General features: G+C 61.0%; 18 protein-coding genes. 5 read left to right on the forward strand and 13 right to left on the reverse strand.

Annotated features, from left to right (window positions below):
* Window positions 1-5: 5 nt before the first annotated feature.
* Window positions 6-1,397 (reverse strand): endo-1,3-1,4-beta-glycanase EglC, encoded by a 1,392-nt coding sequence (gene eglC, locus AC0L17_RS19045; RefSeq protein ID WP_473517014.1) that lies wholly within the window; start codon window positions 1,395-1,397, stop codon window positions 6-8.
* A 459-nt stretch (window positions 1,398-1,856) separates the two neighbouring features.
* On the opposite strand from eglC, the gene AC0L17_RS19050 reads away from it, so the two are divergent.
* From AC0L17_RS19050 to AC0L17_RS19060, 3 genes are read left to right on the forward strand one after another with little or no spacing between them, the layout of a single operon-like run.
* Complete coding sequence (locus AC0L17_RS19050; RefSeq protein WP_473516964.1) at window positions 1,857-2,105, forward strand: DUF4160 domain-containing protein; 249 nt, start codon at window positions 1,857-1,859, stop codon at window positions 2,103-2,105.
* Complete coding sequence (locus tag AC0L17_RS19055; RefSeq protein ID WP_473516965.1) at window positions 2,092-2,505, forward strand: DUF2442 domain-containing protein; 414 nt, start codon at window positions 2,092-2,094, stop codon at window positions 2,503-2,505. Before AC0L17_RS19050 ends, AC0L17_RS19055 begins: the two co-directional genes overlap by 14 nt.
* Window positions 2,502-2,681, forward strand: coding sequence for a hypothetical protein (locus tag AC0L17_RS19060; RefSeq protein WP_473516966.1), 180 nt, complete (start codon window positions 2,502-2,504; stop codon window positions 2,679-2,681). The genes AC0L17_RS19055 and AC0L17_RS19060 overlap by 4 nt, the downstream gene beginning before the upstream one ends.
* A gap of 620 nt (window positions 2,682-3,301) precedes the next feature.
* On the opposite strand, the gene AC0L17_RS19065 is transcribed toward AC0L17_RS19060, so the two are convergent.
* The 6 genes from AC0L17_RS19065 to AC0L17_RS19090 form a co-directional block, all read right to left on the reverse strand.
* Window positions 3,302-4,123 carry a D-glutamate cyclase family protein gene (locus tag AC0L17_RS19065; protein WP_473516967.1) on the reverse strand — a complete coding sequence of 274 codons (822 nt, stop codon included), beginning with the start codon at window positions 4,121-4,123 and terminating at the stop codon, window positions 3,302-3,304.
* Window positions 4,124-4,284: 161 nt separating this feature from the next.
* The gene (sctT, locus tag AC0L17_RS19070) at window positions 4,285-5,097 is read right to left on the reverse strand and encodes a type III secretion system export apparatus subunit SctT (RefSeq protein ID WP_473516968.1); all 813 of its coding nucleotides are present in this window, start codon (window positions 5,095-5,097) and stop codon (window positions 4,285-4,287) included.
* A 9-nt stretch (window positions 5,098-5,106) separates the two neighbouring features.
* Window positions 5,107-5,376 (reverse strand): EscS/YscS/HrcS family type III secretion system export apparatus protein, encoded by a 270-nt coding sequence (locus tag AC0L17_RS19075; RefSeq protein WP_287205261.1) that lies wholly within the window; start codon window positions 5,374-5,376, stop codon window positions 5,107-5,109.
* Window positions 5,377-5,394: 18 nt separating this feature from the next.
* Entirely contained in the window at window positions 5,395-6,048 is a 654-nt protein-coding gene (gene sctR, locus AC0L17_RS19080; protein ID WP_202363682.1) for a type III secretion system export apparatus subunit SctR, read from the reverse strand.
* Complete coding sequence (gene sctQ, locus AC0L17_RS19085) at window positions 6,041-7,015, reverse strand: type III secretion system cytoplasmic ring protein SctQ (RefSeq protein ID WP_473516969.1); 975 nt, start codon at window positions 7,013-7,015, stop codon at window positions 6,041-6,043. The genes sctR and sctQ overlap by 8 nt, the downstream gene beginning before the upstream one ends.
* A gap of 151 nt (window positions 7,016-7,166) precedes the next feature.
* Window positions 7,167-7,451 (reverse strand): hypothetical protein, encoded by a 285-nt coding sequence (locus AC0L17_RS19090; protein WP_473516970.1) that lies wholly within the window; start codon window positions 7,449-7,451, stop codon window positions 7,167-7,169.
* A 3-nt stretch (window positions 7,452-7,454) separates the two neighbouring features.
* Between AC0L17_RS19090 and AC0L17_RS19095 the strand changes: the two genes are divergently transcribed.
* Window positions 7,455-7,658, forward strand: a complete 204-nt coding sequence (locus AC0L17_RS19095) for a hypothetical protein (protein WP_473516971.1) — start codon at window positions 7,455-7,457, stop codon at window positions 7,656-7,658.
* Here the strand turns inward: AC0L17_RS19095 and AC0L17_RS19100 are convergent.
* The 6 genes from AC0L17_RS19100 to AC0L17_RS19125 are packed head-to-tail and all read right to left on the reverse strand — an operon-like array spanning window position 7,642 to window position 12,422.
* Entirely contained in the window at window positions 7,642-9,000 is a 1,359-nt protein-coding gene (locus AC0L17_RS19100) for a FliI/YscN family ATPase (RefSeq protein ID WP_473516972.1), read from the reverse strand. The two genes, AC0L17_RS19095 and AC0L17_RS19100, sit on opposite strands and share 17 nt — an antisense overlap.
* Entirely contained in the window at window positions 8,997-9,617 is a 621-nt protein-coding gene (sctL, locus tag AC0L17_RS19105) for a type III secretion system stator protein SctL (protein ID WP_473516973.1), read from the reverse strand. Before sctL ends, AC0L17_RS19100 begins: the two co-directional genes overlap by 4 nt.
* A 5-nt stretch (window positions 9,618-9,622) precedes the next feature.
* Window positions 9,623-10,195 carry a SctK family type III secretion system sorting platform protein gene (locus AC0L17_RS19110; protein WP_473516974.1) on the reverse strand — a complete coding sequence of 191 codons (573 nt, stop codon included), beginning with the start codon at window positions 10,193-10,195 and terminating at the stop codon, window positions 9,623-9,625.
* 47 nt (window positions 10,196-10,242) lie between these two features.
* Complete coding sequence (gene sctJ / locus AC0L17_RS19115) at window positions 10,243-11,082, reverse strand: type III secretion system inner membrane ring lipoprotein SctJ (protein WP_473516975.1); 840 nt, start codon at window positions 11,080-11,082, stop codon at window positions 10,243-10,245.
* Between the two features lie 9 nt (window positions 11,083-11,091).
* Window positions 11,092-11,751, reverse strand: coding sequence for a hypothetical protein (locus AC0L17_RS19120; RefSeq protein WP_473516976.1), 660 nt, complete (start codon window positions 11,749-11,751; stop codon window positions 11,092-11,094).
* Between the two features lie 20 nt (window positions 11,752-11,771).
* Window positions 11,772-12,422 (reverse strand): type III secretion protein, encoded by a 651-nt coding sequence (locus AC0L17_RS19125; protein WP_473516977.1) that lies wholly within the window; start codon window positions 12,420-12,422, stop codon window positions 11,772-11,774.
* Window positions 12,423-12,656: 234 nt separating this feature from the next.
* On the opposite strand from AC0L17_RS19125, the gene AC0L17_RS19130 reads away from it, so the two are divergent.
* Window positions 12,657-13,364 (forward strand): L,D-transpeptidase, encoded by a 708-nt coding sequence (locus AC0L17_RS19130; protein WP_473516978.1) that lies wholly within the window; start codon window positions 12,657-12,659, stop codon window positions 13,362-13,364.
* Window positions 13,365-13,391 lie beyond the last annotated feature (27 nt).

The following is a 13,391-nucleotide window of genomic DNA, read 5'->3' on the forward strand; positions in this document are numbered from 1 at the left end:
AAATGTCAGATAACCCAGTCTTGCAACGCATAGGCATGGATGTAGTCGATCTGCATTTCGGCAGGCGTCGCAAGCTCGTCGGCGGGCTCTCCCGCTTGGCCACCGATCCCCATATTCACCAGCATATACATCGGGTCATGCATGTCGGCAGGCGTTGCGGCACGAGCGACTTCGACGTCGTCGAAATACCAGACGAGTTCGTCTTCTGTCCAAAGCACGCCATATGTGTGGAACCCTTCGGTATCCGCGGCATAGGCCGTCGTGCCTACTGTTGTATGCGTTCCCGTCGCGTTCGAGTGGCCTGTCAGGATGAGCTTGTTTGGATCTTTACCGAACATCTCGATGACGTCCAGTTCCGGTGGCCAGGAGCCGTCCGCCGGGAGAAGCCAGAAGGCCGGCCATGCCCCTTGTGTTTCGGGCATGTCGGCGCGAATTTCAAAATAGCCGTAGGTCTGCGCGAAGGATTCGTAGGTCGTCAGCAACCCTGACGTGTATTCGTAGTTATTTATATAGGGACGAATCGCCTCAGGAGCCCGGGCGGCGGTAATGGTGAGAACGCCGTCCTCGATGCTGAATGGATTGACGGAGCGTGTCGGGGCGTAGTCGGTATCGATGTACCATTGAAGATCATTGTTGCTCGTGAGCGTGCTGCCGTTCTCAGCCCCCCACCAGTAATTCGAATCCCAGGTGCCGCTCGAGCCGTTCCACAGGTCCAACGTATCGAACTCGTCCGAAAAGGTCAGTTCCAGGGCCGACCTGTCCACGGCCAGCTTGAACTGGCTTGCGGTGAAATCGCCGATGGTCTTGTTGGCGAAGACGAGAAACTCGCCGTCGGACAGATTCAGGCGGACGTTGGCTCCCGACTGCACCATGTTGGCGCGCACCTCGTCGAAGGAGGTGAAGCCGTAGCTCCCGACGCGAACCGTATCCGTCGCGCCAAGGTCCAGGATCAGGTCACTGCCGTTGCCGGGGTTGACGACGAAAATGTCCGCCCCGGATCCGCCCTTGAGCACGTCATCGCCCTGCAAGCCGTCGAGCGTCTGTTGGCCGGAGCCGCCGGTAACGATGTTGTTCAGCTCGTTGCCGAAAGCATAGCGTTTGTCGCCGGTGACCGTCAGGTTCTCGAAATTGGCCGGGAGCTTGTAACTCATCCAGGTCGAGATGGTGTCCACGCCCTCGCCGGATAGCTCGACCGCCTTGTTTTTCGCGGCATACAGATAATAGATGTCGTCGCCCTTGCCGCCACGCATTGTGACGGTGACGTTACCGTCGCCATACATCGAGTCGTTGTATGTGCTGCCATAAAGTGTTGAGCTGGAACTCGTCGCCGAATACCACCTTGCGGAGGATCCGCTGTAGGGAAGTGGAACGCCTTTGGCGTTCAGTACCGTGGCCATCCCGGTCCTTTCTCCTTTGTCTCGCTCGATAGCAGCCCTAACATCTATCGAGGGGAAAAGGAGCCAGCACTTTCTCACTTTCGAGTTCGGAAGGTTACCAAATGGTTATCACGTAGTGGGAGCACTTGCCGGGGAGCTTCACTGCCTCGAGTGCATAAGGTTGGGCCAACTGCAACATGATCGAAGATGTGGTGAGGCAGATCGAGACCGACCTCACCGCATTTCGCATCTCGAATAGCATTACCGCTGACCGGTGATGAAGAACTGCTAAAAGACCTTGAAAGCGCCCGCGTCGGCTCGTGATCGACGTCGGTGATCAGCATGTGCCCCGGCGAAAGCATGATGCTTGCAGTCATCCGGTTCTGCTCACTTTAGCTGACACGCTGCCTTTGTCTTTTTGAGGCGATTCCTGCTCGGAGCCACTTTCCTAAGCGCTTAGGTTTTGGTAATGTGCGGAAAATGCCGACTGTGTTCCGTTTCAGTGGCCTGCGTGTGGTCATCTATCCGAACGATCATCGACCCGCGCACGTCCATGTCAAGGGTGCGGTCGGCGAAGCGGTGTTCATCCTGCATTGCCCTGACGGGCCACCGGAACTGCGGGAGAGTTTTGGGTTCAACCGGCCCGATCTGGGCAGCATCAAGGACGAACTGGCAAACGTGCTAATCGTCCTTTGCGAGGAATGGATAACAATTCATGGCCGTTACTGAGGACGAATTTGAACGGGCCGAAAAGCGCATGGCCTCCTTGCGTGAGGTCGGACATGCTGTTTCCGCCCGCTACGATCGCCGGGCGGCGCGCATCGTCGTCAACCTGAATACTGGCGTGCAGGTGGCATTTCCCGCACGCTTGGCCGAAGGTCTTGCCGACGCATCGCCGGGCGATCTTGCGGAAATCGAGATCAGCCCCGCCGGTCTCGGCCTGCATTGGCCCAAACTCGATGTAGACGTGTATGTGCCGGCGATGCTGCAAGGCGTTTTCGGGTCCAGACAGTGGATGGCCGCCCAACTCGGCGCTGCCGGTGGCAGAGCCCGCTCGCGCGCCAAGGGCGCTGCATCTCGTGAAAACGGTCGCAAGGGCGGGCGGCCGCGCAAGCTGGCGAACGGATGAGCGGCGACATGCAGGAAGCGCGCCGGATCGCCGCCGCCATCAACCTCAGGGTTCGCCAGCTGGAAAAGAGGGCATCAGAGGCCGGCGCCATGGCCGAACACATGCTCGGATACATGCAAGACCTGCAACGGACATATGAAACCGCCCCCGACCATATCCTGGCCGATCCATGCTAGTTCCTCGACACAGTAGTTTTGACAGGTCGAGCCGATCGGCAGCGAACGTCAATAATTCCCGTCGGTGGCAAATCTTAGCGGCAGATCGCAAACATTGGAGATTGGCCGAAACACCCCTCCACTTCGTCATCCCAAGGCAAGCAAGGAGCGAAGCGACGCGCGCAGACCCTGGGATCCATGCCGTTACCTCAGCGGAGGAACGCAGCGGACCAGGATAAATGCTGATCTGTAGTGATCCTTCGCGCCCCCCTCTGTCCTGCCGGACATCTCCCCCACTTGGGGGGAGATTGGCAGCTTCGCTGACGGCGCCTGTTCATCAACGTTGGACATTGGCGAAAGCCGCAATGACGGCCGATCTCCCCACAAGTGGGGGAGATGTCCGGCAGGACAGAGGGGGGCGCCTCGCTCCGCCATCAAAGGTTCTGCACCGCAGCAGCGCTCCGAGGTAACTGCTTGGATTCCAGGGTCTCCGCGACGTCGCTTCGCTCCTGCTCCGCCCTGGGATGACGAAGGTGTGGTGGACTGCCGCTAATCGCAGACGTTGGAGATTGTGCAGCTGGACCGTCGACAATCCCTTTCAGGCTCGGTCTAGAACCAACCAAATCCTCTGTGCAGACGAACTAAAAGACCTTGAAAGCGCCCGCGTCGGCTCGTGCATCGACGTCGGTGATCAGCATGTGCCCCGGCGATACCGTGATCGAGGTCGCCAACTCGGCACGAGCAAGTGCATCCTGTGCGGTGATGCTGCTGGCCCAGAATACAGGGACCTCCCCGTCGATGATTTTGACCGCATCGCCCCAGTCGGGAGCCATCAAGTCGGCTATTCCGATGACCGTGGGATCTCCGACATGGATGGGAGAGCCGTGGGCATGCGGGAAGCGTGCGGTGAGAGCGCGAACCCTGTCGACATCGCAACGGCTTATCGGACGCATCGAGACGACCATTTCACCACCAAACGGTCCGACGCGGCACGTCTGAATCGTGGTTCGAAACTTGGGCGAGGCCTTGCCGCAGCCGATGCGGCTCAGTTTCTTTTCGGCAAGTGCAGCTTCGACGGTCAGCGAACTGCCGAGCGCGAAAGCGGCAAAATCATCCTGCCACAGGTCGATGATGTCCGTCCTGCGACGGGTCAGCTCGCCGAAATGATAGATGTTGTACTGGGGGGCATCGGTGCGGATGTCGATGTCGCCCAGCGCTGGGATCAAGGGGCTGCCGGCGCGATTAACGCCGACCAATGGACAGGGTTTCGGGTTGCGGATGCAGAACTGGTGGAAATCGCTGGCAAAGCTGCGCGGCACGATCACAACATTGGCCTGGAGCTTGCCGTGCGCCAGCCCCCCTGTATGCCCCTCATAGGCGCCGATTCTGACAAGCCTGCGCAGCCTGTCCGCATCGACCAGTCGCAGGTCCTCGAAGATCGGTGAAGTGGTCAGGCGAGCCATGGCTTCCGGTTCAGAGACAAGTCGGGAGGGCGTAAGATCGTTGGCGGCTCGGCTGCTTGTCAAATTGTCAGAATCTTTCCTCAACGATAAATTGTATTTATTGGCCGGCCAACGATTGCTTCCTCTTGCGACCGACGCTTGCGCAAATCTTTCTTGTGTCATTAACAGTTGCGGCAGCCGATCGCTTCTATCTGTCGGCCCGCCTCGTGCAGAAAACCAAGGTCCCGCTCCATGTAGAAGAGCAGGAAAGCAGAATAGAGGACAAAGACGAGGCTAAACACCAGCGTCTTCACGATCAGCGAAAGCGCAAAAACATTGAGGTGCGGCGAGGCGCGCGCCAAAAAGGCCAGCACAAGGTCGGACAACAGCATGCTGATAATGAGCGGGAAAACCAGGGTCAATGCCATCATCAGAATGCGGTTCAAGAGATCGAGGAAGATGCCGGCTGCATCCTTGCTGAACACCGGCAGAAGCTGGTCGATCGGCCACAGGCCATAGCTGTCGTAGAGGCTGGTCAGGGAAAGCTCGAGGCCGCCGGCGGCCAGGTAGACCGTGACCATGATGACGGCGAGCAAAGTGCCGGTGGCGCTCGTCTCATGCGTCATCATCGGATCGATCAGCGTCCCCATCGTCGAGCCGCGCTGCAGGTCCAGGATATCGCCGGCAGCCTCGGCCGCCCAGAACGGAATGCCCATCGCCAGCCCGAGCGTTACCCCGACGACGACCTCCTTGAGCATGTAGGCGACGATCATCGTCGTCGCGATGTCGGTGTTTGTCAGTCTGTCGACGATCATCGGAAAGACCGGAACCGCCAGCGCCAGGGCGACGCCGTTGCGCAGAAGGCCCGACAGCGGCACGCGCGAAAAGAGCGGCATCAGCAGCATGAACCCGGTCATGCGGGCGAGCGCGAAAGCTCCCGCCAGAAGAAACAACTGCAGCTCCTTGACCGACGCGAAGAAGGGTTCGACCGGCATCCGCGCGCCTCAACGTGTGACGACGGGGAATTCGTCCAGCGCCGTCGAGGCCTGCTCGGCGATCTGCTGGCCAAGCAGCGGGCCGAAGACGATGATGACCAGCAGGATCACGACAAGCTTGATCGTCTGCGGCAGCGACTGGTCCTGAATTTGCGTCAGCGCCTGGGCCAGCCCGACCAGGATGCCAACGGCCAGTGCCGCGATGATCGCCGGGCCTGACGCGAACAGCACCGTCAGGAGCGCGCCCTGGACCTTCGCCAGGATGAAGTCATTGCTCATGCAAACCTCCCAGCGGCGTCAGACGTAACTCAGGATCAGGCCGTGCATCAGCCGCGACCAGCCATCTATGGCGACGAAAAGGAACAGTTTCAGCGGGACCGAAATGAGGACCGGCGAGACCATGATCATGCCGAGCGTCATCAGGATGTTGGCAACGACGATGTCGATGATGAGGAACGGAAGATAAAGCAGAAAGCCGATTTCAAACGCCCGCGTAAGCTCGGACGCGACAAAGGCAGGAACGAGTATCGAAAGATCGTCGTCCTTCAGATCTTGTCGTGCCTGTTCCGGCCACAGGCGGTTCGTCCCATCGAGAAAGAACTGCCGCTCTTCCGGCTGGGTGAACTTGATCAGGTGCTGCTGCAATGGTTCCCTCACCAGTTGCGCCGCCCTGGCGAGGTCGTCGGTCGTCTGGAACTGAACCTGCCCTTCCTGAAGCCGTCCCGACATCTCGCTCAGCAACGGCGTCGTGACATAGACCGTGAGCACGAGCGCTATGCCGTAGAGCACCAGATTGGGCGGCATCTGCTGGACGCCGAGCGCGTTGCGGATGAGGAACAGCACGACCGAGATTTTCAGGAATCCGGTCATGGTGACGACTGCCAGCGGCAGCAGGCCGACAAAACCGACGGCAATCAGGATCCCAAGCAGGTTGGGCGAATTATCAAGCATTGTCGAACATGCGGGCGATCCGCACGCCCAGGCTCTCCCCAATCCGGACGATCTCGCCACGGCCGACGCGTTTGCCATTGGCGATGATGTCGACCGTCTCCTTCGTCACATTGGCGAGCGGAACGATGGCGCCGGGCGCAAGCTGCCTTACCTCGGCGAGCGGCATCGCCGTGCGGCCGAGTTCGAAGGCAAGCGCAACCGGCAGCTCGTCCAGAGTTGCCTCCTCCAATGCCTGGTCGGCGTGCGGCGGCGTGTCTTGGTTCATGGTCCACTCCCATTTCGATCCAGCGATTGCAGTCGGCGCGGCAAGCAGTTGCGGCCCGCTGGCAGTCAGCGCCGCCGGGGCATAAAGCCGCTCGGCAATGACCAATGCCGCGTCTTCCTCTTGCTCATCGAAGAGCACCACATCGCCAGGTTGCAGGCTTTGAAGATCACCGTGGCTGATTGTAAGCGCGTTGCGCCAGAGGCAGACCGGCAACGGGAATTCGGCAGGAACCGGAGGTCTTGCTTTGCCGATCGCGTCGAGAAAGCGCCCGGCCCGCACCGCCAGACCGACGCTGTCGGTGTGCAAGGCGCAACCTATGGTTTCGTCCTTGCCGGTCAGGACGAAAGCCAACGCGGTTTGGTCCAGAACGCTGTCTTCTTGTTCGATCGACGTAATAGCGATCGTCTCGCCCAGCTTGCTCTCGATCCATTCGAGATCCTTTTCGAATTCGGACTCCAGCAGCAGTGCGGCGTGAGCGGGCGCCAGTCGTTTCAGGTCGATCAGCTCGTCGGCCTTGGCAAGACCTCGTTCGACAACAGATAACGGCAGGCGCAACTTGCCCGCCATGTCTGCGAGAGTGAACGCAATCGTGCATATTGGCTGGTCCACAGGGTTTGGCGGCGGCCAGACGGCGGCGATCGCCATGGTTTTCCCGGCAATCGTGATCTGCGCGGCAGCACGACGGCGGTAGAAGGCGTTCAATGCCTCAACCTCCCCAGCCGCAACAGATTCCAATGTCAGCGGCTTGCCAACGCTCGAGCGTGTGCGTCTCGCCGGTTCTGCGCGCGCTTTCTTTTTTGCCGACGCCAAGGCCTGAGGCATCACACTTCCATATTCACGATCACGGATTGGACTATCGTTCTGCGGGCAAGCGCAGTGGACTGCGCTCGTCTTCCTCGGAAAGCTCGGCAAGCGCGAGGCTGCGACGCGCAGTGCGTTTGGCCAGATACTCCAAAAGCCCGTCCAGCTTCGTCACCGCCTTCATGCTGGCGCGATGATCGTTGCGGGCGGCCGACAACTCTGTTTTGCGTCGCTGCTCGGTGACGCCGGCCATTTTCTCGTTTTCCCGAAGTTTTTCGGTTTGCCTGGCGGCGTTCTCGAACTGTCCCTGAAGCCGATGAAGGCTGGCGGCCTTCACCGGTTGCCCGACAAGCGAAGCGAATGCTGCATCCTCAGCGTCGGCTGTGTGCTGCAGGTGTTCGCTGACCGCGGCGGCCGCCTCCCGAACCGCCCCGGCGGCCCGCTGCGCAGCGGCGTATCGCCTTATGACCAAATCGTTTGCGCGCTGTTCACCGTGGCGCCTGAGGTCGCGCAATCGTGCGATCGTGTCACGATCTTTCATTGACGATCCCCCGCATGCGTTCGCGTGTCTGCTCGATTGTCTCGTGGGTGGCGGACGGCTGTCGCAGGAAGGCGTTGATGGCGTCGATCTTCGCCACCGCCTCGTCCGCCACCGCATCGCTGCCCTTTTCGTATTCGCCGACGCGCAGCAGCAATTCGACGTCGGCGTAGCGGGCGAGCAGCTCCCGCAAGCGGCCGGCGTCCGACCGATGCTCGGCCGGCACCACCGTGTCCATGAGGCGACTGCGGCTGCGCAGCACGTCGATGGCCGGGAAATGGTTGCGCTGCGCAAGCTCGTTCGACAGAAAGACGTGGCCGTCGAGAAGCGCCTGGATTTCTTCGGCAACCGGATCCAGCGTGCCATCGCCCTCCAGAAGAACACTGTAGAGGCTTGTAATCGAGCCGACGTGGCCAGGCCCTGAGCGCTCGAGCAATCGGGGCAGGACAGCAAAAAGCGAAGACGGAAAACCGCGACGCGTCGGCGGTTCGCCTGAAGCGAGGCCAATCTCGCGCTGCGCACGGGCAAACCGCGTGATGTTGTCCATTGCCAGCAGCACATGCTTGCCCTGGTCGCGAAAATATTCGGCAATGCTGGTTGCCACATAGGCAGCCTTGACGCGCTCGATCGCCGGCCGGTCGGACGTCGCGACGACGATGACTGCGCGCGCCAGCCCTTCCGGCCCAAGCTGATGCTCGATGAATTCGCGCACTTCACGTCCGCGTTCGCCGACAAGCGCAACCACGGCAACATCTGCGTCGGTGCCGCTGACGATATCCGAAAGCAGGATCGACTTGCCGACGCCAGGCTCGCCGAAGATGCCGACGCGCTGCCCACGCGCGCAGGTGAGAAGCCCATCGAGGGCGCGGATTCCGAGCTGGATAGGCTCGGAAATCAAACTGCGCTCCAGCGGCGACGGCGGATAGGCGTTGACCGGATAGCTGCCGGTAATGCCATCCGGCGCAAGCGGCTTGCCATCCAATGGCTCGCCGAACGCGCTGATCACCCGACCAAGCAGGCCGGGCCCGACAGGCACCGTCTGGGTCTTTCCGGTCGCAATGACCTCGGTGAGGCTTGAAAGGCCGGTGAGATCGCCAAGCGGAACAAGGATCGCCATCTCGTCCATGAGCCCGACGACTTCCGCCTTGGTCGCCGTGCCGGTCCTGGGATCGAGGAGTTCGCAGATCTCGCCGATTCGAACCTCCTCCACCGTCGCGTGAATGACCGTGCCGGTGACCCGCCGTACACGCCCTTTCCTGGGCCGGCTGGCATCTTCACGCAGGCCGGAACGCAGGTTCGGAACGATCGATGCGAGGCGGCTCTCGAGCTTGGTGGCGGGACTTGTCATGCCGCCGCCTCGGCCTTTGATGAAATCGCAGCGGCAATGGCGTTGAGCTGTGCCTCGATGCTGGCGTCGATGACGGCAATGTCGGTCGAGAGGATGCAGGCGTCCGTCGCCAGCGTATCGTCGGCGTCGATCTCGACCGTCATGCCCAACTCACTCTCGCGCAGGACTGCGTTCAGTTCGTCGCGAACCCTGTTAACGGAAGCAGGATGAAGTCGGACTTTTAGATATTTAGCGCGGCGAATTTCAGCGACGGCCTGCGCGGCCGCCTTGGCGACCAGCATGCTCGCGTCGAATTCTCCCAGCACGCGCCTGACCACATCGAGAGCCAGATTGATGATTTCGGCTTCCAGCCCACCGAGATAGCGATCGACCTTGACCGCGGTCTCGCTCACCAAACGCGCGGCATCCGCGTCGCCTCGCGCCTTGCCATCTTCATAACCCTGCGCATATTCGGCCGCATAGGCTCGCCGAGCGGCGTCACGCAACTGCTGCGCATCACGCCTGGCTTCGTCGAGAAAAGCGTGCCCATCCTGCCAGGCGCTTGCCTCGGCAGCGCGCAGGATGCGGGCGACGGGGCGCCTCGGCACGGCAGTGGTCACTTTGTCCGGTTCGACCATATCGCCTAACCCATTGCCCGTCGAACAATCGCCGGACCAGTTTTGGCAAATGGTTCGGCTGTCAGCTGGTCGACAAGTTCATGCGGCATCAGCTTGAGGCGGACCCGCATGCTCGTTTCGCCCGGCATCGCCTGACACCAGGCGCCAAGGCAACGCAGGCCGTCGGCATGGACACGACTATGAATGTCTTCAAGCGGCTCCAACGGCTGCATTGGACCGGCCAGATCGCGGTTGGCGACTGCGAAAGCGCAGATTTCCGCGCCGAGCGCTGCCTGCAACGCAGCGGCTTGGCGTCCATCGATGACGGCGGCCAGACTGCCGGCCCAGTAGATCGCGCCGGCGCGAAGCGCAAGTTCCTCCAACTCCTCACCCGACGACAAGGCAATCGCCAGGTCTGTTTCATCGGCTGGTTCGTCGGAGACGGCGCCGCTGAGGCCGTAACGGTCGAGTAGAAGCACTGACAATCGCTTATGCAGGCGCTGCGACCGCAACATCCGCTCGCAGGCGGCCTCGCCGATCGTGCCGTCAAAGCACTGCGCCAGCCGGACCGCATCCGCATAGAATGCGGGATTGGACATGAATGCCTGCCATTCCGGGCTGGCGGTTTGCTTCGAGCCAGCCTGGATCATGTCTTCTTCACCGGCATGGCCGCGGCGTCGAGCGCATAAACGCCGGGTCGTCGATACCACTGGACGTAAGCCAGGCGGGCAGCCAGCGCTGCTATAGCCGCCGTCATGCCGTAAAACAGCCACATCGCGGCGGCGACGCTGTCGGGATGCAGCCAGAGGCCGAGGAACGTTGTGAAACCTGGCTCGCCGGCTGCGTGCTCGGGAACCGCCGCGGTAACCGGAATGAGCGTAACCGACACATTGTCATAAGTCAGCCCGGCGATGCCCTTTGCCACCAGCATCTTGACCTGAGGGATCAGCTCATTCATCGGAACGGATGCGCGATGGCGGATGAAAACCGAGGCGGACGATGGCACCAGCCGCTGTCTCAGCGGATCGTTTTCGGGCAAGACGAGATGAACGCGCGCGGAAAGCACGCCGTCGATGTCCGAAATCGTCTGCGACAGTTCCTGGCTCAGGCCATAGATCATCGTCGCCCGCTCTTCGACCGGCGAGGATACAAGCCCGTCTCGCTTGAACACGTCGCCGAGCGTCTGGAATTCCTGTTTGGGCAACCCGCTTTCGTCGAGGATAGCCATGGCTTCGGCGAAACGGTCCTTCTGTACCGAAACCGTCATTTTGCCGTCCTTGGCCGCCTCGCGCTGGGCCGGAATGCCGTGACGCATCAGCGTGGCCACGATCTCGTTGGCCTGCCGCTGGTTGAGGTCGGAATACAACTCAACCGTGCACGCCTGGAGCACAAGCATGCTCACTACGACGAGCGCGACGCGGCACCGGACGCCGCATCGATTCAATAGCGTTGACCGCTGCGGCAAGGATATCGTGTGCACGAACACTCCGTAGGCTTACTGTTGCTTGATCAGCGTGCTGGTGGACGACGTAACGGCCGTTACGCTGCTCGTGACCACTTCGAGATTGGCGGCTGCCCACATCACCGAAATGGATCGTTCGAGCAGTTGCTCGGCATTTTTTGCGGTGGCGTTTTCGTCTTCCTTGCCTGACGGGGCCTTGCCTGACAGGGCGGTCTTGCCGGCGCCATCTTGCATGGTGGCTGTTTCAGCATTCACGGGAGCGTGTGCCTGGCCAAGCGCCTTCTGGACCTGCTGCATGGTCCCTTCCAGCGACTGAACCGCAGAACCGAACAATGCAGACGGGTCCGTGAGCACCCCGCCCCCAGCCTTCTCCACCGCGGCCAGATAGTCGAACAGCTTGTGTTCGGCGACCGGCTCGGTCTTTTCCAGTTTGGAGGCCAGTTTGGAGGATTGTCCGGCCATTGCCGGATTGGCTCCCGAAGACGCCTGCGCCACCTGCTGGCCTGCCCGTGCGGCGACATCACCGCGTTCAGGCAGGGCAACCTTCGCCGCATCATGTTTTTCCTGATTGGCACCCACCATTCGGTTGCCCGGCTGCGCGGTCGTGCCGGCGGTGACCTGCTGCTGCGACGCCAGGCTGGTGGTCAAGTTCGCCAGTGTGGCTTCCAGGGCTCCAATCGGCGCGATTTGCATGAACCTGCCCTCCTTCTTGCTTAGTTCGGTTTGCCGGAGGGAACATTCTGCGCCTCCGCCTGCCTGCCGCGGAAAACACGGACCGGAACAACTTTGCCAGCCTCCTGCTTGGCGCTCGGCGCCGCAGGAACTCCCAGTGTTTTCCTGACAAGTTCGACATAGGACGGCGGCCCCGATACCGAGACGACATCGTCCTGCGTGAACACCTTTATCGGAAACTTCGGGTCGATGACGCCCAGCCGCGAAAGCCGATCTTCCGCACCGGCAGCCATGTTGGCATCAAGCGCGATCATTTCCGTCCGGACCTCAGCTTCGGTCGCGACGTTCATGACGATGCCATCGAAATGCCAGACCAGCCCGTATCGATCGCAGATTTCCTGCAGGAAATCGCGGGCGGTTCCAACCGGCATGCCGGCGCTTAAACGCCCCTTTACGAGTTTGCTGACACGCATCGGCACCCGCATGTTGCGGCCTAGCTCGACCAGCGCGTCGGTCACCGACTGATCGACGGTGATGTATTTGTACGGGCCGGCGGGCCAGCGCGGTTCGGCGGCGTTGGCCGGCGACGAGGCAGTGCCGAACGCCAGTATCATCGCAAGACCGCAGGCGACAAAAGCAGCCCTGGCTCCCGAGAACCGATCCGCATGGCAGGTGTCGCGTCCCGTCAACATTGGTCCTATCACAAAGGGACGCACGAGCGATGGCCCGCGTCGCTGGTTGAATGGTTTACCCGCCGATTCACTCTATCGTGCACATTGCTGAATTGGAAGTCCAATTGGAATGCGCACGAGCATTTGGTGCCAAACGTTGCGAACCGCTTGCAAAGCGATATGGTGCGCGCTGGAATCAGGTGATCGCCAGCTGAACGCCTGGATGCAGAAGAGAGATCGGTCTTGGCGGCAATCATGATCCTGCTTGCGAACTTGGCTGTTCCCGTCAAGGTTGCAGGACGCAAAGTCCGGGTCACCCGGCGCCTCATCCAGGGATTGCATGCATTTCTGATCACTGTCCTATCGATTGCCGCCATGGCGCCGGCGCAGGCCCAATCGAATAGCGGTTATGACCCACGCAGCTGGAGTTACGATCCGGCAAGAAATGTGCTGGTCTCGCCTTCCGCTCCCGACCAGCCTTCCGATGGAGAAAGCCGACGCGAGTGGTCGGCAATCCCGAGGGAGATCGTGCATTTCAGTGAGGCTCAACCGAAGGGATCGATCGTTATCGACACCACGCAGCGGCGGCTTTACTACATTTTGGGCAGCGGCAGGGCGCTGCGATACGCGGTGGGCGTTGGAAAGGAGGGATTGGAATGGTCCGGCCGCGACACGATTTCGGCCAAGAAGACCTGGCCGGATTGGCGGCCGCCGGCCGAAATGCGATCCAGGGAAGCGTCAAATGGCCGCTTCCTGCCCGTGCATGTCGAGGGAGGACCGAACAATCCACTGGGCGCGCGCGCCTTGTATATCGGCAACACGCTCTATCGCGTCCACGGCACCAACCAGCCATGGACCGTCGGACAGGCCAACTCCTCCGGTTGCATTCGCATGACCAATGACGACGTCATCGATCTTTATGACCGCGTGAAGATCGGCAGCCAGATCATTGTGCGGCATTGATGGCCGTTCCCGAAAGCCGCAAATGAG

The organism is Mesorhizobium sp. WSM4829 (genome assembly GCF_055811475.1).

Coding starts and splice junctions, on each gene's coding strand:
- AC0L17_RS19060 (WP_473516966.1), top strand. CDS start 2,502: ATGAGCGGCGACATGCAGGAAGCGCGCCGGATCGCCGCCGCCATCAAC.
- AC0L17_RS19120 (WP_473516976.1), bottom strand. CDS start 11,751: ATGCAAATCGCGCCGATTGGAGCCCTGGAAGCCACACTGGCGAACTTG.
- AC0L17_RS19055 (WP_473516965.1), top strand. CDS start 2,092: ATGGCCGTTACTGAGGACGAATTTGAACGGGCCGAAAAGCGCATGGCC.
- AC0L17_RS19125 (WP_473516977.1), bottom strand. CDS start 12,422: ATGTTGACGGGACGCGACACCTGCCATGCGGATCGGTTCTCGGGAGCC.
- sctT (WP_473516968.1), bottom strand. CDS start 5,097: ATGCCGGTCGAACCCTTCTTCGCGTCGGTCAAGGAGCTGCAGTTGTTT.
- AC0L17_RS19110 (WP_473516974.1), bottom strand. CDS start 10,195: ATGTCCAATCCCGCATTCTATGCGGATGCGGTCCGGCTGGCGCAGTGC.
- sctL (WP_473516973.1), bottom strand. CDS start 9,617: ATGGTCGAACCGGACAAAGTGACCACTGCCGTGCCGAGGCGCCCCGTC.
- AC0L17_RS19065 (WP_473516967.1), bottom strand. CDS start 4,123: ATGGCTCGCCTGACCACTTCACCGATCTTCGAGGACCTGCGACTGGTC.
- AC0L17_RS19100 (WP_473516972.1), bottom strand. CDS start 9,000: ATGACAAGTCCCGCCACCAAGCTCGAGAGCCGCCTCGCATCGATCGTT.
- eglC (WP_473517014.1), bottom strand. CDS start 1,397: ATGGCCACGGTACTGAACGCCAAAGGCGTTCCACTTCCCTACAGCGGA.
- sctR (WP_202363682.1), bottom strand. CDS start 6,048: ATGCTTGATAATTCGCCCAACCTGCTTGGGATCCTGATTGCCGTCGGT.
- AC0L17_RS19130 (WP_473516978.1), top strand. CDS start 12,657: ATGATCCTGCTTGCGAACTTGGCTGTTCCCGTCAAGGTTGCAGGACGC.
- AC0L17_RS19050 (WP_473516964.1), top strand. CDS start 1,857: ATGCCGACTGTGTTCCGTTTCAGTGGCCTGCGTGTGGTCATCTATCCG.
- AC0L17_RS19075 (WP_287205261.1), bottom strand. CDS start 5,376: ATGAGCAATGACTTCATCCTGGCGAAGGTCCAGGGCGCGCTCCTGACG.